The organism is Mesorhizobium sp. M0296 (assembly GCF_040321675.1).
In the GTDB taxonomy this organism is placed as follows: Bacteria; Pseudomonadota; Alphaproteobacteria; order Rhizobiales; family Rhizobiaceae; genus Mesorhizobium.
The window spans coordinates 58019-80673 of sequence record NZ_JAMYRZ010000028.1 but is presented as its reverse complement, the minus strand read 5'-3'; the positions used below and the strand labels follow the sequence as shown (position 1 = coordinate 80673).

26 protein-coding genes, 3 tRNA genes and 2 pseudogenes are annotated in these 22655 nt (G+C 61.6%); 17 read left to right on the top strand and 14 right to left on the bottom strand.

What is annotated here, in order from left to right; translation table 11 throughout:
- Positions 1-19 precede the first annotated feature (19 nt).
- Positions 20-1195, bottom strand: coding sequence for an elongation factor Tu (tuf, locus tag NKI97_RS24190; protein WP_254817137.1), 1176 nt, complete (start codon positions 1193-1195; stop codon positions 20-22).
- A gap of 272 nt (positions 1196-1467) precedes the next feature.
- On the opposite strand from tuf, the gene NKI97_RS24185 reads away from it, so the two are divergent.
- The 3 genes from NKI97_RS24185 to NKI97_RS24175 all read left to right on the top strand — a co-directional run bounded on the left by NKI97_RS24185 (position 1468) and on the right by NKI97_RS24175 (position 3603).
- Positions 1468-2355 (top strand): DMT family transporter, encoded by an 888-nt coding sequence (locus tag NKI97_RS24185; RefSeq protein WP_352748070.1) that lies wholly within the window; start codon positions 1468-1470, stop codon positions 2353-2355.
- A gap of 33 nt (positions 2356-2388) precedes the next feature.
- Entirely contained in the window at positions 2389-2838 is a 450-nt protein-coding gene (locus NKI97_RS24180; RefSeq protein WP_352836987.1) for a GFA family protein, read from the top strand.
- Between the two features lie 105 nt (positions 2839-2943).
- Positions 2944-3603, top strand: a complete 660-nt coding sequence (locus NKI97_RS24175) for a peptidoglycan recognition protein family protein (RefSeq protein WP_352836983.1) — start codon at positions 2944-2946, stop codon at positions 3601-3603.
- 45 nt (positions 3604-3648) lie between these two features.
- Here the strand turns inward: NKI97_RS24175 and NKI97_RS24170 are convergent.
- Positions 3649-3905, bottom strand: a pseudogene (locus tag NKI97_RS24170) (GlsB/YeaQ/YmgE family stress response membrane protein).
- A 159-nt stretch (positions 3906-4064) separates the two neighbouring features.
- On the opposite strand from NKI97_RS24170, the gene NKI97_RS24165 reads away from it, so the two are divergent.
- Positions 4065-4532 carry a YidB family protein gene (locus tag NKI97_RS24165; protein ID WP_023680430.1) on the top strand — a complete coding sequence of 156 codons (468 nt, stop codon included), beginning with the start codon at positions 4065-4067 and terminating at the stop codon, positions 4530-4532.
- A gap of 166 nt (positions 4533-4698) precedes the next feature.
- Here NKI97_RS24165 and NKI97_RS24160 read toward each other — a convergent pair.
- A tRNA-Gly gene (locus tag NKI97_RS24160) sits at positions 4699-4772 on the bottom strand.
- A gap of 67 nt (positions 4773-4839) precedes the next feature.
- Positions 4840-4924, bottom strand: a tRNA-Tyr gene (locus NKI97_RS24155).
- A 202-nt stretch (positions 4925-5126) separates the two neighbouring features.
- On the opposite strand from NKI97_RS24155, the gene NKI97_RS24150 reads away from it, so the two are divergent.
- A complete protein-coding gene (locus NKI97_RS24150; RefSeq protein ID WP_352836980.1) occupies positions 5127-5978 on the top strand; it encodes a TrmH family RNA methyltransferase in 852 nt (283 codons plus the stop codon).
- Positions 5979-6094: 116 nt separating this feature from the next.
- Here NKI97_RS24150 and NKI97_RS24145 read toward each other — a convergent pair whose 3' ends face one another.
- The 3 genes from NKI97_RS24145 to gcl form a co-directional block, all read right to left on the bottom strand.
- The gene (locus tag NKI97_RS24145) at positions 6095-6982 is read right to left on the bottom strand and encodes a 2-hydroxy-3-oxopropionate reductase (RefSeq protein ID WP_352836977.1); all 888 of its coding nucleotides are present in this window, start codon (positions 6980-6982) and stop codon (positions 6095-6097) included.
- Between the two features lie 257 nt (positions 6983-7239).
- The gene (gene hyi / locus NKI97_RS24140; RefSeq protein ID WP_352836975.1) at positions 7240-8037 is read right to left on the bottom strand and encodes a hydroxypyruvate isomerase; all 798 of its coding nucleotides are present in this window, start codon (positions 8035-8037) and stop codon (positions 7240-7242) included.
- A 23-nt stretch (positions 8038-8060) separates the two neighbouring features.
- Complete coding sequence (gene gcl / locus NKI97_RS24135; protein WP_352748081.1) at positions 8061-9842, bottom strand: glyoxylate carboligase; 1782 nt, start codon at positions 9840-9842, stop codon at positions 8061-8063.
- Between the two features lie 202 nt (positions 9843-10044).
- Between gcl and bhcR the strand changes: the two genes are divergently transcribed.
- Positions 10045-10893 carry an HTH-type transcriptional regulator BhcR gene (gene bhcR / locus NKI97_RS24130; RefSeq protein WP_352746792.1) on the top strand — a complete coding sequence of 283 codons (849 nt, stop codon included), beginning with the start codon at positions 10045-10047 and terminating at the stop codon, positions 10891-10893.
- A gap of 49 nt (positions 10894-10942) precedes the next feature.
- Here the strand turns inward: bhcR and NKI97_RS24125 are convergent, their stop codons facing one another.
- The 4 genes and pseudogenes from NKI97_RS24125 to NKI97_RS24110 all read right to left on the bottom strand — a co-directional run bounded on the left by NKI97_RS24125 (position 10943) and on the right by NKI97_RS24110 (position 12372).
- Positions 10943-11299, bottom strand: coding sequence for a hypothetical protein (locus tag NKI97_RS24125; RefSeq protein ID WP_352451067.1), 357 nt, complete (start codon positions 11297-11299; stop codon positions 10943-10945).
- A 429-nt stretch (positions 11300-11728) separates the two neighbouring features.
- A pseudogene (locus NKI97_RS24120) lies at positions 11729-11788 on the bottom strand (BA14K family protein); the annotation flags it as partial.
- The gene (locus NKI97_RS24115; RefSeq protein WP_352836973.1) at positions 11789-12028 is read right to left on the bottom strand and encodes a BA14K family protein; all 240 of its coding nucleotides are present in this window, start codon (positions 12026-12028) and stop codon (positions 11789-11791) included.
- Positions 12029-12204: 176 nt separating this feature from the next.
- Positions 12205-12372, bottom strand: a complete 168-nt coding sequence (locus tag NKI97_RS24110; RefSeq protein ID WP_352492505.1) for a hypothetical protein — start codon at positions 12370-12372, stop codon at positions 12205-12207.
- Positions 12373-12528: 156 nt separating this feature from the next.
- On the opposite strand from NKI97_RS24110, the gene NKI97_RS24105 reads away from it, so the two are divergent.
- The 4 genes from NKI97_RS24105 to NKI97_RS24090 all read left to right on the top strand — a co-directional run bounded on the left by NKI97_RS24105 (position 12529) and on the right by NKI97_RS24090 (position 14244).
- Positions 12529-12604: transfer RNA gene (locus NKI97_RS24105), tRNA-Thr, on the top strand.
- Between the two features lie 153 nt (positions 12605-12757).
- Positions 12758-12997 carry a hypothetical protein gene (locus NKI97_RS24100; RefSeq protein ID WP_156937488.1) on the top strand — a complete coding sequence of 80 codons (240 nt, stop codon included), beginning with the start codon at positions 12758-12760 and terminating at the stop codon, positions 12995-12997.
- Positions 12998-13272: 275 nt separating this feature from the next.
- Positions 13273-13470: a hypothetical protein gene (locus tag NKI97_RS24095; RefSeq protein WP_084641813.1), complete on the top strand. Its 198-nt coding sequence runs from the start codon at positions 13273-13275 to the stop codon at positions 13468-13470.
- 135 nt (positions 13471-13605) lie between these two features.
- Positions 13606-14244 (top strand): cupin domain-containing protein, encoded by a 639-nt coding sequence (locus tag NKI97_RS24090; RefSeq protein WP_352836970.1) that lies wholly within the window; start codon positions 13606-13608, stop codon positions 14242-14244.
- Positions 14245-14308: 64 nt separating this feature from the next.
- Here the strand turns inward: NKI97_RS24090 and NKI97_RS24085 are convergent, their stop codons facing one another.
- Complete coding sequence (locus tag NKI97_RS24085; RefSeq protein ID WP_352748090.1) at positions 14309-14875, bottom strand: DUF2569 family protein; 567 nt, start codon at positions 14873-14875, stop codon at positions 14309-14311.
- A 140-nt stretch (positions 14876-15015) separates the two neighbouring features.
- On the opposite strand from NKI97_RS24085, the gene NKI97_RS24080 reads away from it, so the two are divergent.
- The gene (locus NKI97_RS24080; protein WP_352451072.1) at positions 15016-15216 is read left to right on the top strand and encodes a DUF2905 domain-containing protein; all 201 of its coding nucleotides are present in this window, start codon (positions 15016-15018) and stop codon (positions 15214-15216) included.
- Positions 15217-15271: 55 nt separating this feature from the next.
- Here the strand turns inward: NKI97_RS24080 and NKI97_RS24075 are convergent, their stop codons facing one another.
- A complete protein-coding gene (locus NKI97_RS24075; RefSeq protein WP_352472778.1) occupies positions 15272-15886 on the bottom strand; it encodes a TetR/AcrR family transcriptional regulator in 615 nt (204 codons plus the stop codon).
- A gap of 90 nt (positions 15887-15976) precedes the next feature.
- Between NKI97_RS24075 and NKI97_RS24070 the strand changes: the two genes are divergently transcribed.
- The 6 genes from NKI97_RS24070 to NKI97_RS24045 all read left to right on the top strand — a co-directional run bounded on the left by NKI97_RS24070 (position 15977) and on the right by NKI97_RS24045 (position 21784).
- Complete coding sequence (locus NKI97_RS24070) at positions 15977-17083, top strand: polyamine ABC transporter substrate-binding protein (RefSeq protein ID WP_352836966.1); 1107 nt, start codon at positions 15977-15979, stop codon at positions 17081-17083.
- 4 nt (positions 17084-17087) lie between these two features.
- A complete protein-coding gene (locus NKI97_RS24065) occupies positions 17088-17939 on the top strand; it encodes an ABC transporter permease (protein WP_352836963.1) in 852 nt (283 codons plus the stop codon).
- A 2-nt stretch (positions 17940-17941) separates the two neighbouring features.
- A complete protein-coding gene (locus tag NKI97_RS24060) occupies positions 17942-18724 on the top strand; it encodes an ABC transporter permease (protein ID WP_352501653.1) in 783 nt (260 codons plus the stop codon).
- Complete coding sequence (locus NKI97_RS24055) at positions 18721-19791, top strand: ABC transporter ATP-binding protein (protein ID WP_352836960.1); 1071 nt, start codon at positions 18721-18723, stop codon at positions 19789-19791. The genes NKI97_RS24060 and NKI97_RS24055 overlap by 4 nt, the downstream gene beginning before the upstream one ends.
- Positions 19788-20549: an MBL fold metallo-hydrolase gene (locus NKI97_RS24050; RefSeq protein ID WP_352836957.1), complete on the top strand. Its 762-nt coding sequence runs from the start codon at positions 19788-19790 to the stop codon at positions 20547-20549. Before NKI97_RS24055 ends, NKI97_RS24050 begins: the two co-directional genes overlap by 4 nt.
- A 461-nt stretch (positions 20550-21010) precedes the next feature.
- Positions 21011-21784 carry an NAD kinase gene (locus NKI97_RS24045; RefSeq protein ID WP_352836954.1) on the top strand — a complete coding sequence of 258 codons (774 nt, stop codon included), beginning with the start codon at positions 21011-21013 and terminating at the stop codon, positions 21782-21784.
- An 81-nt stretch (positions 21785-21865) separates the two neighbouring features.
- Here the strand turns inward: NKI97_RS24045 and NKI97_RS24040 are convergent, their stop codons facing one another.
- A complete protein-coding gene (locus tag NKI97_RS24040) occupies positions 21866-22519 on the bottom strand; it encodes an outer membrane protein (RefSeq protein WP_352451078.1) in 654 nt (217 codons plus the stop codon).
- Positions 22520-22655: the final 136 nt, after the last annotated feature.

Here is a 22655-nt window from a genome sequence, read left to right as displayed (position 1 = left end):
CAACCGGCAGCGCCGGCGACTACTCTTTGATGGTGACGACGATGCCGGCACCGACGGTGCGGCCGCCTTCACGGATGGCGAAGCGCAGCTTCTCTTCCATGGCGATCGGCACGATCAGCTCGACATCGACGGTGATGTTGTCGCCCGGCATCACCATCTCGGTGCCTTCCGGCAGCGACACGATGCCGGTCACGTCCGTCGTGCGGAAATAGAACTGCGGACGGTAGTTGGTGAAGAACGGCGTGTGGCGGCCGCCCTCGTCCTTGGTCAGGATGTAGGCTTCGGCAACGAATTTCTTGTGCGGCTTGACGGTGCCGGGCTTGGCCAGGACCTGGCCGCGCTCGACGCCTTCACGGTCGACACCGCGCAACAGCGCGCCGATGTTGTCGCCGGCCTGGCCCTGGTCGAGCAGCTTGCGGAACATCTCGACGCCCGTGCAGGTCGTCTTGGTGGTCGGACGGATGCCGACGATCTCCAGCTCCTCGCCGACCTTGACGACGCCGCGCTCGACGCGGCCGGTCACAACCGTGCCGCGGCCCGAGATCGAGAACACGTCCTCGATCGGCATCAGGAACGGCTTGTCGAGCGGACGCACCGGCGTCGGGATGTAGGCATCGACCGCAGCCATCAGTTCGCGGATGGCGTCCTCGCCGATCTTCTTGTCGCTATCTTCAAGTGCGGCAAGCGCCGAACCCTTGACGATCGGAATGTCGTCGCCGGGGAACTCGTTCTTGGTCAAAAGCTCACGCACCTCGAGCTCGACCAGCTCGAGCAGCTCGGCGTCGTCGACCTGGTCGACCTTGTTCAAGAACACCACGATCGAGGGCACGCCGACCTGGCGGGCGAGCAGGATGTGCTCGCGCGTCTGCGGCATCGGGCCGTCGGCGGCCGACACCACCAGGATCGCACCGTCCATCTGCGCAGCACCGGTGATCATGTTCTTCACATAGTCGGCGTGGCCGGGGCAGTCGACATGGGCATAGTGGCGGTTGGCGGTCTCGTATTCGACGTGCGCCGTCGAAATGGTGATGCCGCGCGCCTTCTCTTCCGGCGCCGCATCGATCTGGTCGTAGCGCTTGTATTCGCCAAAATACTTGGTGATCGCCGCCGTCAGCGACGTCTTGCCATGGTCGACGTGACCGATCGTGCCAATGTTCACATGAGGCTTAGTGCGCTCGAATTTACCTTTTGCCATAGTCTCTTTCCTTGGACGGCCTGGGGACGGCCTGGACCTTCAGTTCAGTCGAATGCGGGGCGATTAGCGACTAAGGCCGAAAAACACAAGTGCCTTGTCGCCGAGCGCGCTCGCCCGGCCCGAACGCGTGATCCGGTTTCGGAGAATGTGGCGCGGATATAGGAACGAACAAGGGCAAATGGAATGATTGCGGCTGCGGCTGACGGCTTTGACGGATTTACAGCCGGATCTGGCCCATTGCCGCCCTGGCGCCGGTCTGATTTCGTGGGCCGATGCATTTCATCCCGACTGCCATACGAGGCCCGCTGTTCATGGTCGTTTCGACCGGGTCCTACATCGTCAACGACACGATGATGAAGCTAGCAACCGCGGGACTGCCGCCCTATGAGGTGCTGTTCCTGCGCGGCGCTGCGGCAACATTGTGGGGCATTCCGCTGCTGTTCATGCTGGGCTATGGCAAGCAGATCCCGCTGATCCTCGACGCCAAGGTTTTGCGCAGGAACATGCTCGAACTGGGTGCGATCCTTTGCTACGTGGTGGCGCTCGCCAACATGCAGATCGCCGATTCGACCGCGCTCGGACAGATCACGCCCTTGCTGATGCTGGTCGGCTCATCGATGCTGTTTGGCGAACGGATCGGCGGGGTACGCCTGGCGCTGATCGGGCTCGGCTTTGTCGGCGCGGTGATGGTGGCACAACCGACAATGCAGGGGATTTCGGTCTACGCCCTGCTGGCGCTAGGCAATGCCGCCCTGTCCGCGGCGCGCGATCTGGCCGGACGCAAGGTCGCCGCCGACGTGCCGGGAATGGTCGTAGCTATTTCCGCGGTGATTGTCGTGCTCGCGGGCGCCGGCGTTGCGCATCTGGTTTCCGAGCAGTGGGTGGTGCCTGAAATCCGTCACCTGCTGCTGATGGGCGGCGCCGGACTGTTCCTGATCTTCGGCCACTTCTTCATCTTCATGGCCTATCGCGTCGGGCCGACCAGCGTGGTAGCGCCGTTCTACTATTGCTTTACCGTCTGGGCGGTGATTTCAGGCCTGGTGGTATTCCGGCAGCTCCCGAATGCGCTGGCCGTCTGCGGCATCCTGCTGGTGGTGGCCAGCGGGTTGACCATCGTCTCGCTCGACGAGCGCAAGCGCCGGTTGACCGTCGTCGCTTGAAACTGAAATCGGCCTGCATAATGGGAGGAGCGCGTGGCAAGCCCGGATGACAACCAGAATTCACGCAACCGCAGGCTTATCGGAAAGTGCCTGTGCGGCGCCGTTCAGTACACGGTGGCGGACGCGTTCGTCTACGCCGCGAACTGCCACTGCTCGAACTGCCGGCGCACCACCGGCTCGGCGTTCAAGCCATTCGCCGGCATCGAGCGCGACAGGCTGAGCCTGACCAAGGGCGAGGACAATCTCACGATCTTCGGCGATGAAACCGGCCATGACGCGCACTGCAAGACCTGCGGCTCGTTGCTCTATTCGGTGGTCCGCGACGGTGCCTTCGTGCATGTCGCTATGGGAACCCTGGTCGACGAGCCGACCATCCGCCCGACGCAGCACATCTTCGTCGGCTCCAAGGCGAAGTGGTTCACGATCACCGACGATCTGCCGCAATACAGAGAACACGCGGTCGCCGGAGATGCCGGCGAATAGCTGACCGTTAGAAAACGCTCAACCAAATTATCGTTTCGTTTTCGCGTCCGCCGCCAAGGAAACTATACTGTGCTCCGTCACTGAACTTATGTCGCGGGGATTTCTGTGGCATTGCCGCCCGACTGGTTGCCCAATGTTGCGATGAGGCGCGTCATTTGCCACTGGACGGCCGGCTCGCATTCGGCCGGCGATACCGACAGGGATGCGTATCACATACTGGTCGAGGGGAATGGCCGCCTGGTCAGGGGCCGGCCTTCGATCGCGCTCAATTCAGGCCGGGTAAAACCGGGATATGCCGCGCACACGCTCAACTGCAACGGCGGCTCGATCGGGGTTTCGCTCTGCTGCATGGCCGGGGCGGAGGAAAGGCCGTTCGATGCCGGCCGCTATCCGATGACCAGGGCGCAGTGGGGCGCGATGGCCGCCGTCGTCGCCGAACTCTGCAAATACTACCGCATCAAGGTCACGCCCAAAACGGTGCTGTCGCATGCCGAAGTCGAGAGCAATCTCGGCATCGAGCAGCGCGGAAAATGGGATTTCACCCGGCTGCCCTTCGATCCGACGATCAGCGGCGCAAGCGCCTGTGGCGAGCGGCTGCGCGGCGACGTGACGGTGGCAATGGGCGCGATGCCAAATCTGCCGGTGAGGAACGGGCGGGAGCCCCCATGGCAGCGACTGCTCGAGGAATTATGGCCGATCATGGTGAAAGGGCTGGAAGCCGGCCTCAACACGCTGATCCGCGAAATCCTCAAAAGGATCAGATAGGCGGTCGGCATTCACCCGAATGCCGACGCAACTGCCGGACGGCTTCTAGAGTGCCCTCTTGCCGCTGAACTGATGATAGGCCCACAGGACAACCACGGCACCGACCACGGCTACGATCAGGCTATAGATGTTGAGCCCGGTAACGCCCGACGCGCCAAAGGCGCTGAAGATGAGCCGCCGACGATGGCGCCGACAATCCCGAGCACGATGTCGAGCACCAGGCCTTGCCCGCTTTTATTGACGATCTTGCTGCCTATGAAGCCGGCGATGACGCCGAGAATAATCCAGCTTAATATTGACATTTTTCCTCTCCGTTCCCCGCACCCGATTACTTCCACATTATTAAGCAAAGCTCAAGCCAACTTGAAAATCATGATTACGGAAAGCTCAAACCGGCTTGAAATTCGCCATGGATGCGTCATTGTTGGAGACGGACGGGCAATTTGACATGGAGATCCACAATGGGACTGTTTGACAATGCCGTTCCCGGCGGCAACGTCGCCAAGCCGCTGATGATCGCGCTCGGCGCACTTTTGGTGGGAAAAATGCTGAGCGGTGGAAGTTCCGCCCAGCCGGAGGCGGCGCAGAGCCCTGCCCCCGTCCCGCCTGATACAACCGCATCCGCCGACGGCGGACTGCTCGGCGGTCTGGGCGGACTGCTCGACAAACTGAAGGACGCCGGCCACGGCAACGTTGCCAATTCGTGGGTCGGCACCGGTCAGAACCAGCCGATCAACCCCAGCGATCTGGGCAGTGCCCTCGGCCCGCAGATCATTCAGGAGATCGCGCAAAGGACGGGTCTGAACCAACAGGACCTGCTCAAGCAACTGTCGGCGGCCTTGCCAGGGCTTGTCGACCAGCTGACGCCGAACGGGCAAGTGCCGCAGCAGAACCAACTCGCGTCCATATTCAGCAAATTCGCGAGCTGACGCCTGTCGCCCCACACCGCCTGCGGTTCGGGACAACGATAATACAGATTAAGATGCGCGTCCGTCCGGACGCGCAACGAATACTTTGAACTATCGGCAAAGCGCTTCGCTTGGGGCTGCCTGCTTCGGCATCGTGCGCGAGGTGCGCCGCGGCTTGGGGGAAATCTGGAGCGGGTAGCGGGAATCGAACCCGCATATTCAGCTTGGAAGGCTGCTGCTCTACCACTGAGCTATACCCGCGCCTTTCAGTCAAGCATCGGATCCGCTCCGACGCTCGCTCTGCGTTTCAGGGCTTCCGGGCCGGCAGTGGTGGAGAGGGTTGGATTTGAACCAACGTAGGCATAGCCAACGGATTTACAGTCCGTCCCCTTTAACCACTCGGGCACCTCTCCAGTCTGCCGCCGGAGCCATGCAACGAGGCATCGACGCGTCGCGGCTGCCTGAGCAGCCCTTCCGCGAAGCGCCTTATGGCGGCAGCGCCCAAAACTGTCAACCGCAACAGTCCGGCAAAAAGCGCTGAATTTCGCACCTCGCCCGACAAGCAGCTTATGCAGCTGTATCCATGGCCGGACGACACGGCTATAGAAGCCGGCCATGAGCAACGACAACAAATCCAAGACCCCTAAAGACACCCACTACGCCAAGCTGCGCCGCGCGCATCGCGACGAGAAGAGCGGTGGCGCGCCTGCATTCAGGCCGCGCCAGCCGGTGCCGCCCGGCGAGAACCCGGCGGATGGGCTGGTGCGGCTCTACGGGCTGCACACGGTGCGGGCCGCACTCGACAATCCGCGCCGCAAAATCAGGAAGATGCTGGTGACGCGCAACGCTGCCGAGCGGCTGGCAATCGCCGACCTTGGCGCTTTGCCCTTCAAGGCGGAGTTGGTCGAACCCAGGGACATCGACAAGATCACCGGCTCGGATGCCGTGCACCAGGGCGTGCTGATCGAGGCCGAGCCGCTGAAACCGAAACGCCTCGATGCGCTCGGCGACACCAGGCTGGTGCTGGTGCTCGACCAGATCACCGATCCGCACAACGTCGGCGCGATCCTGCGCTCGGCAGTGGCCTTCGGCGCCGGCGCACTGATCACCACGGCGCGCCACAGCCCGCAGGAATCCGGCGTGCTGGCGAAGTCGGCCTCCGGCGCGCTCGAGCATATTGATCAGATCGAGGTGAAGAACCTCGCCGACGCGCTGGGGCAGCTGCACGAGGCCGGATTCCAGACGATCGGCCTGGATTCGGACGGGCCGGCGGAGCTCGAAACGAGCTTTGCCGGAGAAAAGATCGCGTTGGTACTTGGCGCCGAGGGCAAAGGCCTGCGCCAGAAAACGCGCGAAACGGTGACGACGCTCGCCCGCCTCGACATGCCGGGCGCCATCCGCTCGCTCAACGTGTCGAATGCCGCCGCGGTGGCGCTTTATGCGGCGGGGAAATTTTTGAAAGGGTGAATGGTGAATGGTGAATGGTGAATGGTGAATGGTGAGACTGTCCGTAAGTCGTGACCAATTCACTACCAACTACTCACCTATCTGCAACTGACTACCTATTCACCATTCACTATCCACTATTCACCCACTTCACATCCCGCCATCCGCTCCAGCGCCCGAACCAGCGCCGAATGATCTTCCTTAGCACCGCCGTTGGCCGCGCAGGAGTTGAACAATTGCTGCGTCGTTGAAGTGTTGGGCAGGGCGACGCCGAGCGCTTTCGCGCCTTCAAGGGCGAGATTCAGGTCCTTCTGGTGGAGTTCGATGCGGAAGCCGGGCGCGAAGCTGCGCTTGATCATGCGCTCGCCATGCACTTCCAGGATGCGCGAGTTTGCGAGCCCGCCCAGCAGCGCCTGCCTGACCTTGGCCGGGTCGGCGCCGGCTTTCGATGCAAAAACCAGCGCTTCGGCGACGGCCTCGATGGTCAGCGCGACGACGATCTGATTGGCGACCTTGGTGATCTGGCCGACGCCGTTGGGTCCGACCAAAGTGATGTTCTTGCCAAGCTTCTCGAAGATGGGCCTGGCGCGTTCGAAGGCTGTTTCCTCGCCGCCGACCATGATGGTCAGCGACGCCGCTTTGGCGCCGACCTCGCCGCCCGACACCGGCGCATCGAGATAGTCGCAGCCGAGATCGTTGATCTTTTTTGCGAAGGCCCTGGTCTCGATCGGCGAGATCGAGCTCATGTCGATGACCAGCTTGCCTTTAGTGAGGCCGGACGCGACGCCATTCTCAGCGAACAGCACGTCGGCGACCTGCGGCGTATCCGGAACCATGGTGATGACGATGTCGGCGGCACGCGCGACGGCATCATGGCCGGTGACGACCTTCAGGCCCTTGGCGACGAGGTCGGCCGGCGGTTTCGAGCGGTGGTCGCTGGCGACGACCTGATAATCGGCGTCTAGCAGATGCCCCGCCATCGGCGCGCCCATGATGCCGAGACCGATGAAGCCGATTGTGTCCATGTTTTTCTCCGTTTCTTGTTAAGGGGGCTTTCCTGCGGGCCCCCCTCTGGCCTGCCCTCTTTGCCAAAACTTGGCATCTCCCCCACGAGTGGGGAGATCGGCAGTTGCCGCGCCGGCCCTTAAACTTTCCCGACCTCGAAAATTGGCGAAAGCGGCGGTGACATCCAATCTCCCTCCTTGTGGGGGAGATGCCAAGTTTTGGCAAAGAGGGCAGGCCAGAGGGGGCGCGAAGGAACGTGACGTGCGACACGTAGCGTCTATGCCGCCGCACTCCCCTGCCCGGCCGCGTCCCGAAACCACCCGAGCCCGGTTTCCGTTCCGCCCTTGGGCTTGTACTCCGCACCGACCCAGCCGGAATAGCCGATGCGGTCGATGTGGTTGTACAGGAAGGGAAAATTGATCTCGCCCGTCCCCGGCTCATGACGGCCGGGATTATCCGCAAGCTGGATATGCGCGATGCGGTTGAGGTTTGCCTCGATGGTACGGGCGAGATCCCCCTCCATGATCTGCATGTGATAGATATCGTATTGCAGGAACAGGTTCTTCGAGCCGACGCGGTCGATCAGGGCCAGAGCCTGGTCCGAGTGATTCAGGAAAAAACCCGGAATGTCCCGGGTGTTGATCGGCTCGATCAGCAGCCTGATGCCGGCCTGCTCCAGCTTTTCGGCCGCGAAAGCCAGATTTTCGGCGAAGACGTCTTCCAGCACGGAGCGATCGACGCCTTGCGGCGCGATGCCGGCGAGGCAGTTGACCTGCTCGCAGCCGAGCGCATGGGCATAGGTGACGACCTTGGCAATGCCCTGCCGGAACTCCGGGATGCGGTCCGGCAGGACCGCGATTCCGCGCTCGCCCTTGGCCCAGTCGCCGGCAGGCAGGTTGAACAGGACCTGCGTCAGCCCGTTCTTCTTCAACCTAGTCGCGACGATATCCGGCGCATGGTCATAGGGGCCGATATACTCGACGCCCTTGAAGCCCGCGCGGGCGGCGGCATCGAAGCGGTCGAGGAAGTCATGCTCGCCAAAGAGCATCGAAAGATTGGCTGAGAACCGTGGCATGGCAGTAGTTCCTCATATGCGGCTTAATCGAGCATGACGATCGCCGTGGGGGCATCTTCATGGCGTTCGGCAAGCTCCTCGAATTCGGTGATCTTGTCGATTTCGGTACCCATCGAAACGTTGGTGACGCGCTCGAGGATGAATTCGAGCACCACCGGAACCTGATGCTCGTCCATCAGGCGCTTTGCCTCTTCGAAGGCACCGGCGAATTCCTCCGGCCGGCGCACCCTGACGGCCTTGCAGCCCATCGCCTCGGCAACGGCGACGTGGTCGACGCCGTAGCCCGCCTCTGGATCGCCCTGTCGATTGACGTTCTCGAAGGCCAGGCTGACTTCGAAATCCATCGAAAAGCCGCGCTGCGCCTGGCGAATCAGCCCGAGATAGGCGTTGTTCACGACGACATGGATGTAGGGCAATTTGTGCTGTGCGCCGGCCGCCAGTTCCTCGATCATGAACTGGAAATCATAGTCGCCGGACAATGCCACAATTGTGCGGTCCGGATCGGCGGCGCGAACACCGAGGGCTGCCGGCAATGTCCAGCCGAGCGGGCCGGCCTGGCCGCAATTGATCCAGTTGCGTGGCTTGTAGACGTGCAGGAATTGCGCCCCGGCGATCTGGGACAGGCCGATCGTGGTGACATAGGTGGTGTCGCGGCCGAACGCCTTGTTCATCTCCTCGTAGACGCGCTGCGGCTTCAGCGGCACCTGGTCGAAATGCGTCTTGCGTTTCATCGTCTTCTTGCGCTGCCGGCATTCGCCGGCCCAGCCCGACCAGTCGCGCAATTTCCCGGCCGTCCTCCATTCGGTGGCGACGTCGAGCAGCATTTTCAGCGCCGCACCGGCGTCCGAGACGACGCCGAGGTCCGGCGCGAAGACGCGGCCGATCTGCGTCGGCTCGATGTCAACGTGGATGAATTTCTTGCCCTTGGTATAGACGTCGACCGAACCGGTGTGGCGGTTGGCCCAGCGGTTGCCGATGCCGAAAACGAAGTCGGCTTCGAGCATCGTGGCATTGCCATAGCGGTGCGAGGTCTGCAGCCCGCACATGCCGGCCATCAGGCGGTGGTCGTCGGGGATCGCGCCCCAGCCCATCAGCGTCGGAATGACAGGCACGCCGGCGACCTCGGCGAACTCGATCAGCAGATCGGACGCATCGGCGTTGATGATGCCGCCGCCGGCGACGATGACAGGCTTTTCCGCCGCATTCAGCATCGTCAACGCCTTCTCGGCCTGGGCGCGCGACATTGCCGGCTTGAACGGCACCAGCGGCTCGTAGGCTTCGATGTCGAACTCGATCTCGGTCAGTTGCACATCGACAGGCAAATCGATCAGTACCGGCCCCGGCCGCGACGAGCGCATCAGATGGAACGCTTTCTGCAGCGCCATCGGCACCAGATAGGGTTCCATGACGGTGACCGCCCATTTGGCGACGGGTGCGGCGATCGCCGCAATGTCGACGGCCTGAAAATCCTCCTTGTTGAGACGCGCGCGCGGCGCCTGTCCGGTGATGCAGAGGATGGGAATTGAATCGGCAGCGGCCGAATAGAGGCCGGTGATCATGTCGGTGCCGGCGGGACCGGAGGTGCCGATGCACAGACCGATATTGCCCGATCTGGCGCGGGTAAACCCTTCGGCCATATGCGAAGCCGCCTCGACGTGCCGCGCAAGGATGTGGCGGATACTGCCCCTCGCCTTCAGCGCCGAATAGAGCGGGTTGATCGCAGCACCCGGCACGCCGAAGGCACAGGAGATGCCTTCCTTTTCGAGAACGAGAACCGCTGCGTCGACTGCGCGCATCCTGGCCATGTCAGCCTCCACCGAATTGTTGATAGCCGATGATGCCAGCGCACCAATGTTTTTTCAATTTTTTCAGAATATTTTTTCATTTCTAGAAAACGGCTCTTGTGAGTTGAATTTATTTGACTTTCTGTTTTCCACCAATTCGCTTCGCAAATCGGTGAAAAACTTTTTCATTGCTTATTGGGCGAACAGAGCGAAGAATGGATCCATGGAAACCACCGAAAAACGCCAGCGCGGCCGGCCGCGCGCCTTCAACGGACCGGCCGAGGCCGCCTCGGTCCAGTCGCTGGACCGGGCGCTGCGGATCCTGGCAATCGTCGCCGATGGCAGTGGCCTGTCGCTGAGCGAGATCGCCGCCAGTTCCGGTCTGCCGGCATCCACCGCCTACCGCATGCTGACGACGCTGGAAAACCACGGCATGGTCGAGTTCGACGGCCCTGACCAACTGTGGTCGATCGGCGTCGAGACCTATCGCATGGGGGCGGCGTTCCTGCGCCGCCGCAAGCTGGTCGACCGCGCCCGTATCGTCATGCAGGAATTGATGGAGAAGACCGGCGAGACCGCCAATCTCGGCGTCGCCGAGGACGATTGCGTCGTCTTCGTCAGTCAGGTCGAGACGCACCAGGCGATCCGCGCCTTTTTCCGGCCGGGCACGCGCAGCTCTTTCCATGCATCGGGCATCGGCAAGGCGGTGCTGGCGTATCTCGAGCCGGAGCGCGTCGCCACCATCCTGCGCCGGGCCGGGCTGGAGCGCTTCACCGAAAACACGCTGTCCGATATCTCGGCTCTCGCCCGCGACCTGGTGACGATCAAGCTGCGCGGCTGGTCGGTTGACGACGAGGAGCGGCATCCGGGCATGCGCTGCGTTGCCGCCGCCATCTTCAATGAATTCGGCGAGCCGATCGGCGGCGTTTCGGTCTCCGGGCCGACAGTACGGGTCACGCCGGAACGGCTGGCCGAGATCGGGCCGCTGGTGCACGATGCGGCGGCGGAGGTGACGAGGATGATCGGCGGACTGCCGACCCCTCCCGGCCTTGGCAGCGAGCCGAGCGCATAGCAGCGCTGACCAGCGCGGAATGGTGCGACATCTGCCAGGATGGCCAGAGCTAGGCCCCGGGCACCGCGCTCTTGGTCGATAGGTCGTAGAAATCAAGCAGCATCGCCAGCCCAACTCCGCAGGCGGTGAAGATGAGGCCGGCAATGAAGATACGATTGGCGCGTTCATAAACGCGCCGTTGTAGAGACGTTATGTCGAGCAGCAACCGCAGCGCTCGTATCTGCAGGGCAATGCCGATCAAAATCGGCACGACGGCGGCCAGGTGATAGATTTCCCATGGTATCGGGTTGGCGGCCCAATGCGTGATGAAGCCCAGCGAGAACGCCAGCAGGATGCCGACTGTGGTGATTGTGCCGTTGCGGAAAACCGTCTCGATCGGCTCTTCGTTCGGATCGTGCTCGCCCAAGCGCCCTCTCCCTGTTTCGGTATCGGTGCAGATTAGGCTGTTGGGAAATCGCTGTATACTGCCGGGTTCCTGGTGAAATCAGAGACAAAATGATAGCTCAATTGCTTGGAGACTGAAGCTGGCGCTGCCCCTCATTGCCCTGCCGGGCATTTCTCCCCGTATAGTGACGGGGAGAAAGAAGCTGACCGCGACCTTGGCGCCCTCTTGCAGCGCTGGAGACTGGCGAAATCATCGCCGAGAGCGTCCCTTCTCCCCGTCACTATACGGGGAGAAGATGCTGGCAGGCAGATGAGGGGCAGCGCCGACACTGATAGTCAGTCGATTTCGACAAGAAGCCTATCGCCGAACAACAGAAAAAGGGCCAGTGGGGCGCCCTTCTTCCGGTTGCATGAAACGGTCACCTCCTCTCAAAATTGGCAGTAGTGGCTCTCAAAGCCGGCAGCGATGACGATAACCGTCGTAGCCGACATAGGTGTCCGAGTACGGGTCCTAGCTCTGGTAGCGATTGAGGCAGCGCCGGACGTGCCACGAGCCGCCGTCTTCCTCGATATAGACGGTGCGCGGCTGGGCCAGCGCGCTGCCGAGCAGGAAGCCGCCGACACCTGCGGCAATGCCGATGCCGAGGTGCTTGTGCTTGTGATGGGCGGCCGACGGCTGAACGGTGCCGACCAGCATGGCGGCGGCGACAGTGGTGGCGACGAGGCCGGCAACGATGGTGCGCTTGAACATGACGATCTCCTTGTTGTGGGAGGCGATCCAACCGCCTCTTGACCATCAGTCGTCGCAACAAGGAAAAAGGTTCGAAGGTCTTTTTGGATTTTTTCTCGGCGGGAGAAATCGCGCGGTCTGATGCGCGAACACGAACGGTCGCGCCGTCGACAGTTCACCGAAACAGTCGGCAGGCCTCATCCCATGCCGGTGATATGCCGCAGCCAGAAGGCGAGCGCGATGAAACCGATGATGGTGGTGACGCCGGTCCAGTCGATATTGGCGCGCTTCAGGTCCTTGATGAGCTTCACCAGGAGAACCCAGGCCACGACGACGAGCGGGAGAATGATGACAAACCTGATCATGCGACTGCCTCGCTGATGCGATTGCATCTTCGATCAATATAGGAAGCGAATTGGCCGTTTTCAGGACGCCCTGGCGGCAGAACCGGCGCGTTCGCGGCAGCCGAAAACGGAGTTTTGTCTTTACTGGCGCGGCAGATATGGTAACCGGAGCGCCGTGCCCTTGTAGCTCAGCTGGTAGAGCAGCGGTTTTGTAAACCGAAGGTCGGCGGTTCGATTCCGTCCGGGGGCACCAGTACGGGCTTCTTGAGACCTCCGGGGCGCTTGATATCTGCTCATCCCCGATATCCACAGGCCGGGGCCGTCAGGATCGGTAGCACATCAGCTTCAACGCATATATTCCCTAGCGGAAACCATAGTTCCCTAGCGGAAAACCTAGGAGTCTTCGTTGGAGCAGAAACGCACGACCGCCCCCTTCATAAACGGCATATTTGGCGGATTTATCGTCTTCGCCTTCGCGTTCGGTTTCCGTTTCCTGCTAAGTCCCGATCCCGATCCAACATCAAGAGCAACGACAAGCCTTTCAGTACTGGCCTTCGCCATTTGTTTCGGCGCAGCCTTCCTCCGCGAGCACCGGCGCCAGATTGCCGCCGCCAGAGAATATATAAGCCGCCCAAGATCGTATTAGGGGCGTACGTGTCGGGACCGTCCTCGTCGGGTCACCAGAAACTTCCGTGAAATTGCTGGCAAAATCTGTCGCCAGACAACGAGTTAGCATCTCATATCTAGAGACGCTGAGCCCGGGCGTGACTTCGCGGTTGCAGAGCCGTCATTTCGGCCCTCTCTCCCGGCCTCGGCCATCTCGTACCATTCGATTAAATTGCTCCTGTGTATATTAGCACTCGCTCAATTAAGCGCGCCGACAATGTCGGTGCGGCGGGCCAAAAACCAAAGGGTGTTGTCATGCGAAGTGATTTCGCCGCGGCGCGCGAGCTTTTGGAGTGCGCACAAAACCGCCTCTGCGGCGCGGATGAAACGAGCCGACGCGTCAACGAGGCCCTCGACGCGCTGATTGAAGAAATAGCCATCGCGGAATTCCGCAAGGCGCCACTGACGGTCGTGCCGTTTCCGCGTGCGCGGCCGCCTAAGCATGTTCGGTAGAGCGCTGATCGCCCGCGTTGACGAAGAGCCGGCAACTGGTGTTTCCGCAATCGCCCGTTGGAGCGTCGTTGAACGACCAAGCCTTTGACGATAGAGTTGCCGAGCAGTGGTGCTCTGAAACTCCGGAGCCGATCCATGTCACGCTGTGGAGATGTCTACGAGAACAAGGTGACCGGCGAATATGCGGTCATCCTGCGTGGCACCGAAGACCGCGGCCAGGGACCTGGCATCGCTCATCTGACCGCCCGGCCGGGAGCCGCAGTGGTGGGCGAGCACTTCCACCCGAACCTGACGGAACGGTTTACCATCCTCCGTGGCCGTCTCGACGCTTGCATCGCCGGGAAAAGTTTGTCCCTGGGGCCTGGCCAATCCGCCATGGTCGAAGCAGGCGTCGCACATGATTGGTGGAACAGCAGCAAAACCGAAGAAGCGCATGTCCTGGTCGAAGTCGACCGGGCGCCAGGTGCGGACAATGTCGACCCGAACCGTTTCGAGCTGCTGATCGGCATGCTCTTCGGCCTGGCCAATGCCGGCAAGGTGGACAGAAAAGGTAGACCTTCGCCGTTTCAGGCAGCAGTCATCGCCAGAGAATTTGCCGACGTGATCGTCTTCACGCACCCGCCACCTGCGATTCAGCGAGTGGCGCTGGGGATCCTGGCGCCACTCGGCCATCTGCTCGGCTATCGCGCGATCGACCCGGACTACTGCAAGCCGCACGGGCATGTCACGCCGGCTCCTGAAATCCTCGCTCGAGCAGGCCTAGTAGCCGGATGATCCGGGTCCATATTGGGCGCCCGGCATTTTTGTCGGCAGCCACACATAGGACTCGCGGCAAGCTCTATGAAGCATTCGCGACCTGACCGGATATGGCGACCCGGTCGAACGTGTTTCTCACCCTGACCGACTTGTAGACGTAGGCGACCCAGATGCCGGTCAGGACAAAAGAAACTGCGGGCATTACCAGCGCATCCCATTCAAGCACCAAGCTCACGGGAGCGCTCATAACCGCTGAGATCCATACCGCGTCCAGAATAAACACGATTGGTATTGCAAACCACTGATACAGGAATAGCTGCTTGAAGCGGTAACTCCGCAGCAGCATCGCAAAGAGCACAACCACCTGGAACACCACAAACGCCAGCAAGAGGGCAATCTCTCCGTAGACCGCCAAGGTGCCATTCGGGAGCGTCATGAGCTGTCGGTAGCCTTCACTCGATGAGCCCAATGAGACGAGCGTGCGTAGCGGGGAGAAAGCCTGAAGAATCGCCAGCAGCATAAGCCAGCCTCCGAAACCTACGAGAGCCGAAGTATCCTGTAATGGCTTTGCGGCTGACCGAACGGCAAAGAAAACAGGCACGCCGATCAGCAGCAGCACTATAGCCCAATGCCAGATGGAAATCTGCATCCAATCCCTCCCTTGATACCCTTTTAGGTTGTATCAGATTTCATCCTCAACTCAAGAGGCAACATCGAAAGGAAGCGCTGCTTGCAAGACCCGTCAACACTATATTTCCGGCATGATACTATTTCCGGCAGGATGCTGCCATGTCGCGAACTCTGATCGTCGTTGGTCTCAGCATAGTTGCCTTAGGCCTGCTGTGGCCTTGGTTGGCCCGGACCGGCCTTGGCAGGTTGCCCGGCGATATCGTGATCGATCGTGAGAACTTCAGGCTTTATGTCCCTATCACCACGGGAATACTGGTCAGCATCGTGCTCTCGGCCATTCTATGGCTGATCAACCGTTAGGCGATGCTCCGGCTGCGGCGATTTGTGTTGCAGGCCCTACTCGCCCTTGATCTTCTTACACTCCGATCGCCGCCACCAATATCCTGTTCTGCCTGCGTATCGCCGTGCGCAGTTCGGCAATCCTCGCCTCCTCGCGCTTCACGAATTCGATGAACATCATGTTCATGTTGTTGAAGATGAGTTCGCCGAGTGCCGGCCCGTCGATGTCGCGACGCACCAGGCCGAGCGCCTGCAGGCGGACGATCAGCGCGCGGATCTGCTCGGTCAGGGCGCGGTCCAGCCCCGTATAGGCCTGGCCGAACGGGCTGTCGGGCAGTTGCGTCGAGATCGCCATCGCCTGCCGCCACATCTCCTTGCTGAGATAATGCAGCGAGTGCTCGATATAGATGCCGAGCAGCGTATCGAGAGCGTCGCCGACATTGGCCGGTGGGTTGGCGACGACGCCGCGCCCGGCATTCAGCACCTCGTTGACCTCCATCGAGACGATGGCGCCGAGGATGTCGCCCTTGTTCTGGTAGTAATTGTAGATGGTACCGACCGAGACTTCGGCCTGCGCCGCGATGGTCTCGATCTTGGCGCCTTCATAACCGGCATCGCGGAAAAGCGCCGCCGCCGCCTCGATGATGCGGCGGTGCCGATCCGCCTTCTGCCTTGCCCGCAATCCGCTCATAACGGCTGTTTGCCACAAAAACAGAATTGACTCAATTTTAGAATTGGTTCAATTTTTCCTACAAGCCAAAAAGGCAAGGGAGAACACTCGATGTCCGTCAATCCAAAGACCCCCAATCCAACCGTCAGGAATCCGCTTTCCGTTCTGAAGAGCCATCTCCAAGGCGCGTGTGCCGCGGCAGCACTGCTGCTGGCGGCGGGCAGCCTCGCTCAGGCGCAGGATCTCAACGCGCTGATCTGGTGCGATCACGCCGATCCGGCGCTGCTGCAGCCGTTCGAGGAAGCGAACGGCGTCAAGGTCAATGTCAAGGAGTTTGAAGGCACGGGCGCCGGCCTGGCCATCGTCGAACAATCGCAGCCCGGCGACTGGGACGTGATGGTGATCGACAGCATCGACATACCGCGCGGCGTCGAAAAAGGCCTGTTCGAGCCGCTGCCGGAAGACAAGCTGCCGCTGGCCGATCTGTTTCCGCAGGTGAAGATGGACAGCTCCACCGTCGTTGACGGCAAGCGTTACGGCATCACCGAAAAGTTCGGCTACAACACGATCGGCTACAACAAGACTAAGGTCGACCCGGCCGACATGCAGACGATGGCGGCGCTGACCGGCGACAAATACAAGGGCAAGATCGCCATCTACGATTATTACCTGCCGGTCATCGGCATGGCCGCACTGGCGATCGGCAAAAAGACCGCCGAGCTGACCGAAGCCGACCTTCCCGCCATCAAGGAAGAGTTGCTCAAAATGAAGGCCAACGCCAAGCTGGTAGGCGAAGTGACCGCCAGCCAGACGGCGCTGGCGACCGGCGAGGTCGACATTCTGGTCGGCGGCGGCGAATGGGTGACGGCGGGGCTGGCCAAGGAAAACCCTGCCCTGGACTTCTCTATCCCGAAAGAAGGCGCCGTGCTGTGGTCGCAGTCGCTGGCAATGTTCAAGGATTCCAAGAACAAGGAGCTGGCGCTTAAATTCATCCAGTACATTATGAGCCCCGAAGGCCAGGCGCGGCTCGCCACCTCGTCCTGCTATTGGGGCATGCCGGCCAACAGCAAGGCGGCGTTGAGCGACGAGCAGAAGAAGATCCTGCGCTTTGACGAGCAGCCGGAATTCCTCGCCCGCGCCCAGTCCTATCCTGCGCCGAACGCCGACCTCGACAAGAAGATGCAGGACGTCTGGACCGAAATGCTGCAGGCGCAATGACCGGATGCCGGTCGTGAACGCCGTCAACAGTGGGCGTGCCCTGCCCTGGGCGCTGGTCACGCCGGCGCTCGGCTGGACGCTGCTGTTCTTCGTGCTGCCCTTCGTCGCCATGGCGGTATCCAGCCTGACGGCACATGAAGGCGGCGGCTTCACGCTGTCCAACTACAGCCAGTTCTTTGCCAATCCGTCCTACTGGCAGGCGATGGTGAACTCGCTGCAGGTCACAGCGATCGTCACCGTGATCTCCGTGCTGCTCGCCTATCCTTTTGCCTGGATCCTGGCCGAGCAGGTGCCGGAGCGCTGGCAGCGGCTGGCGCTGATGCTGGCAGTGCTGCCGTTCTGGACCTCCTATGTCGTGCGCTCCTATTCGTGGCTGCTGGTGCTGGCGCAGAACGGCGTCGTCAACCATGCGTTGACCGGCTCCGGCCTGTTCAGCGAACCGCTGCAGCTCGCCAATACGCGGCTGGCCACCGTCATCGGCTTCGTGCATTTCTTCGTCATGCTGTTGACGCTGACGATCTTCGCCAATCTGAAGCAGCTCAGCCCCAGCTATCGCAAGGCCGCCGCCGACCTCGGCGCCGGGCCGGTTCGGACTTTCCTGCATGTCGTTCTGCCGCTGACGCTCCCCGGTATCATGGTCGGCGCCTTCCTCACCTTCGTGCTGTGCATCGGCGACTACATCACGCCGCAGATCCTCGGCGGCAACAACGAGCTTTTGATGCCGCAGCTCGTCATGATGCAGATCGGCCGGCGCGGCGACTTTCCGCTCGCTTCGGCGTTGTCGATCATCCTGATGGCGGTGGTCACCATTGCCTATCTCGCCTGCTCCCGCTGGTTGAAGATCGAGCGGGCCTGACCATGCGCGCGCTCATCCGCCTCGTCTCCGGCCTTTACGCCATCGCAATCTACGGCTTCATCTTTCTACCGGTCATCGTTCTGGTGCTGTTTTCGCTGCAGGCAACGTCGTTTCCGATCCCGCCCTTCACCGGACCGTCGCTGCGCTGGTACGAGGCAGTGCTCGCCGACACGCGGCTGACTTCGGCTCTGGTCAATTCGCTGCTGGTGGCGGTCGTCTCCTCGGCTGCCGCCGTCACGTTGGGCTTTCTCTCCGCCTGGGGTTTTGCGCGCTTCGCTTTGCCGGGCTCGGGCCTGATGCGCGGGCTGATCACCTTGCCCTTGACCGTCAGCTATCTCATCATCGGCATGGGGCTGCTGGTGCTGTTCAACTGGGCCGGCGTGCCGAAGTCGCTCACTGCCGCCGGCATCGGCCACGTCGTGATCAACCTGCCGCTCTGCTTTGCCATCGTCTACAGCCAGATGGGCGACCACCAGATCAACATCGAGCGCGCCGCGCGCGACCTCGGCGCGCCCGAATGGAAGGTGCTGCTGCTGATCACCGTGCCTGTCATGGCGCCGGCGATCTTCGCCGGTTTCTTCCTGTCGATGACCTTCTCCTGGGACGAATTCGTCATCTCGTTCCTGTTGACGCGCTTCGATACGACGCTGCCGGTCGAGATCTGGAACCTGCTGCGCTCCGGCCTCAATCCCAAGACCAACGCCGTCGGCTCGCTGGTCTTCGCCGTCTCCATCGTGCTGGTGGTATTGTTCGAGCTGATGCTGTTGCGGAGGAAGCCGGCATGACCGCGCCACTGGTCGATATAAGCTCCGTCTCGCATCGCTTCGGTCAGCACACCGTGCTGAAGAACGTCTCGCTGACGATCGAGCCGGGCAGCTACACGATCCTGCTCGGGCCGTCCGGCTCCGGCAAGACGACGCTTCTGTCCATCCTCGGCGGCTTCGTCACGCCGAGCGAGGGCAAGGTGCTGATCCGCGGCGAGGACTGCACGGCCGTGCCACCGGCGAAGCGGCCGACGACGACCGTGTTCCAGGATTATGCGCTGTTCCCGCATATGAGCGTCGGCAGCAATGTCGGCTTCGGGCTGCGCATGCGGGGTGTCGATGCCGCAACCCGGGCAGCAAGGGCGCGCGAGGCGCTGGCGCTGGTTGGCCTCGCCACCGCCTTCGACAAGAAGCCGCACCAGCTTTCCGGCGGTCAGCGGCAGCGCGTGGCACTGGCGCGCGCCCTGGTGGTCGAGCCGGCGGTGCTGTTGCTCGACGAGCCGCTCGGCGCGCTCGACCTGAAATTGCGCCGGCAGATGCAGGACGAATTGAAGGCGATCCAGAAACGCGTCGGCACAGCCTTCATCCACGTCACCCACGACCAGGAAGAGGCGATGGCGCTGGCCGATCATTGCGTGGTGATGAATGACGGGCGCATCGAGGACGAAGGACCGCCCGAGCGCGTCTATGCCCGGCCAGCGACGCGCTTTTCCGCGACTTTCATGGGCGAAAGCACACTGTTATCGGGAACGGTGACCGAGGCGAAGAGCGGCAAAATCGCCGTCACCACGAAGCTTGGGTCGCTCTCGCTGCCCGGCACATTGCCGGCCGGCTCGACCGTTGCGCTGGCCATTCGGCCTGAGCATGTTGTTCTTGGCGCTGCAGGCGGTGCTGTGGCGCTTGGCATGGTCAAGGTCAGCGACGTCGTCTTCCAGGGCAGCTTCAAGCGTGTGCTGGGGACCTCCACGACCGACCCGGCGCTGCACTTCATCGCCAAGGTCGCGGCAGCATCGGCCGTCCAGGCGGGCGATGTTGTGGCGGTATCGTGCGATGCTGGCGACATCATCCTGCTTGCGGACCAAACATGAGCACGCTTCCAATCATCGACGCTCCTAACTGGTACGAAACTATCCGCATGGGCGATGGCGTGACGCTGATCCACGAGCCGTGGATCAAGCCGTTCTTCCGCTGCAACATCTGGCATGTGCGCGGCCGCGACCGCGATCTTCTGTTCGATACCGGCCTCGGCCATTTCAGCCTGCGCCGCCACGTGCCGCTGGTCACGGAGCGCAAGCTCACCTGCGTGGCCAGTCACACCCATTTCGATCATATCGGCTGCCATCACGAATTCCCCGACCGCTGCGTGCACCCGGCCGAGGCCGAAATCCTCGCCGATCCACGCAACGAATGGACGGTTGCCGACCGCTATGCCACCGACGAGATGTTCGACGGCATGCCGCAAGGCTGGGACACGAAGCGCTACCGGATCCTGCCCGCACCAGCCGGCCGGTTGCTCGAGCAAGGCGACATCGTCGATCTCGGCGACCGTGCCTTCGAGGTCATCCACACGCCCGGCCATTCACCCGGCGGCATTGCGCTCCACGAAAACAGGACGGGCATCCTGTTTTCCGGCGACATCATCTATGACGGCCCGCTGATCGACGACGTCTATCACTCCGAGATCGACGATTATGTCGAAACGCTGCTGCGCATGCGCGATCTCGATGTCTCGGTCGTGCACGGCGGCCATTTCCCGAGTTTCGGCAAAGTTCGCTATCGCCAGCTTGTCGACGAGTATCTCGCGCAAAAGCGCCAGGCCGGCTGCCATCTGTTGCAAGCCCGATAAGCACTGGCGCTGTGGCGTCAAAGCGCCCTTTGCGGACAGGGTGTCCCCGCCGCGTCGCCGCAGCGTGAGGCCGTGGGCTCGGGTCTAAAGCTCTTTTCCTCCGACTGGCGCACCAGTTCCGCAAAAGCCAGGGCAAAACTTGCCAGCATCAGGAAGACAATAATCAAGCGTGCCAGCGGCAATAGATCGGCCTCGACTGGTTAGCCCCCACGCCGCCCGTCCGCTGCCGGCTAACATGATCGATCCGGCTTTACGAGAGTTTAAGGCGGGCCTTAACCATCACATCATTTTGTCCTCCGACATGATGCGCGAGTGCGGCTTGTTTGGTCGCCATCTCCAGGCACCTCCCTCCCTTTGCAGAAATGCCCACCCATGCTAACCCGGCGCTGGCGCGGCCCAGCAACCGGTCGCCGCCAATCGGTCGCCAGACGGTCGTCGCCAATCGGTTGTCGTTGAGAGCCATGAGCAAAACCGCCAGCCGTTTCGCCTTCGTCTCATCCGGTACAGCCGACGCCAATGCAGCGCTGGAAAGCCTTTCTGCGCGTTACGGCCAGGCATCCGTCGAAGAAGCCGGGATCGTCGTGGCGCTCGGCGGCGACGGCTTTCTGCTGCAGACCCTGCGTGAGACGATGAGCACGGGAAAGAAGGTCTACGGCATGAACCGTGGCACCATCGGTTTTCTGATGAACGAATACCGCGCCAGCGGCTTGACCGGGCGCATCGCGGCGGCCGTCGCCGAAACGATCCGTCCGCTGGAGATGCAGGCGGTGACGGCCGAAGGCGAGACGATTTCGGCGCTCGCGATCAACGAGGTCGCGCTTTGGCGCCAGTCGTACCAGACGGCCAAGATCCGCATCACCGTGGATGGGCAAGAGCGGCTGGAGGAATTGCACTGCGACGGCGTGATGATTGCGACGCCGGCCGGCTCGACCGCGTATAATCTGTCGGCGCACGGGCCGATCCTGCCGCTCGACGCTCCGCTGCTGGCGCTGACTCCGGTCAGCCCGTTTCGTCCGCGCCGCAGGCGCGGCGCGCTGCTCTCCAACAAGGCGATCGTGCGTTTCGACATTCTGGAGCCGGAAAAGCGGCCGGTGAATGCCGCCGCCGACCACACCGAGGTCAAGGCGGTGACGACGGTCACGGTGAGGGAATCGCCGACGGCAACGGCGACGCTGCTGTTCGATCCCAACCATTCGTGGAATGAGCGCATTCTCGCCGAACAGTTCAGGTATTGAACAGACCGTGCAAATAAAAACCCGGCACGAGGCCGGGTTCCTATTTGACAACACAAGTGTTGCGGCGGCCGATCGTTGCGATCAGAACTTGTAATTCAAGCCGATGACTCCGGTGTGTATGCGGACCTTTGCTTCGACATTCAGGCCGGTGTCGACTGTATAATCGCTCTTGCCCAGATCGAAATATTTGTATTCGCCCTTGAGCGACCAGTGATCGGTAAAGGCATATTCCAGGCCCGCGCCCAGGGTCCAGCCTGCTCTGGTTTTCGAGGTGCCGTTGGTCCCGATCGGACCGCTTGTGCTAATCTCAACCCTGCCGAAGCCGAGACCGCCGGTACCGTAGATCAGCAGCCTATCCATCGCATAGCCAATTCGGCCACGCAACGATCCGAGCATCTTTACATCGGAATCGCAAGAGAAGGTGGGGTTCGGACAGTCCGTGCCGCCATCGATATGGGCGGCCGAGATGTCCGCCTCGACGCCATAGACTATATTTCCGCTCTGGAAATTGTAACCGGCCTGGACGCCGCCCAGGGCGCCGCTGCCATCATGATCAGCCGTCCCGCCACCAGTATATTCCCAGTCTACTTTGCTGCTGCCACCGCCGACATGTGCGCCTAGATAGAGGCCCGTCCAGTTATACGTTGATGCGACCGGCAACTCCACGACATCGGCCGCGATCGCCGGAGTCAAGGCCGCTGCCAGAAACGCAGCGGAGAGAAAAGCTTTCTTCATAATGTGGCCCCCTTAGCCAAGAAAATGGATGAATCGTTTGTGGCTAGTTTTCTGAGTTATTTCAAATCTCAAATGATACTTTGGCGTGTGGTCAGAATGAATGCACCCTGGCGTTGCTGATCTGCAACACCTGCGC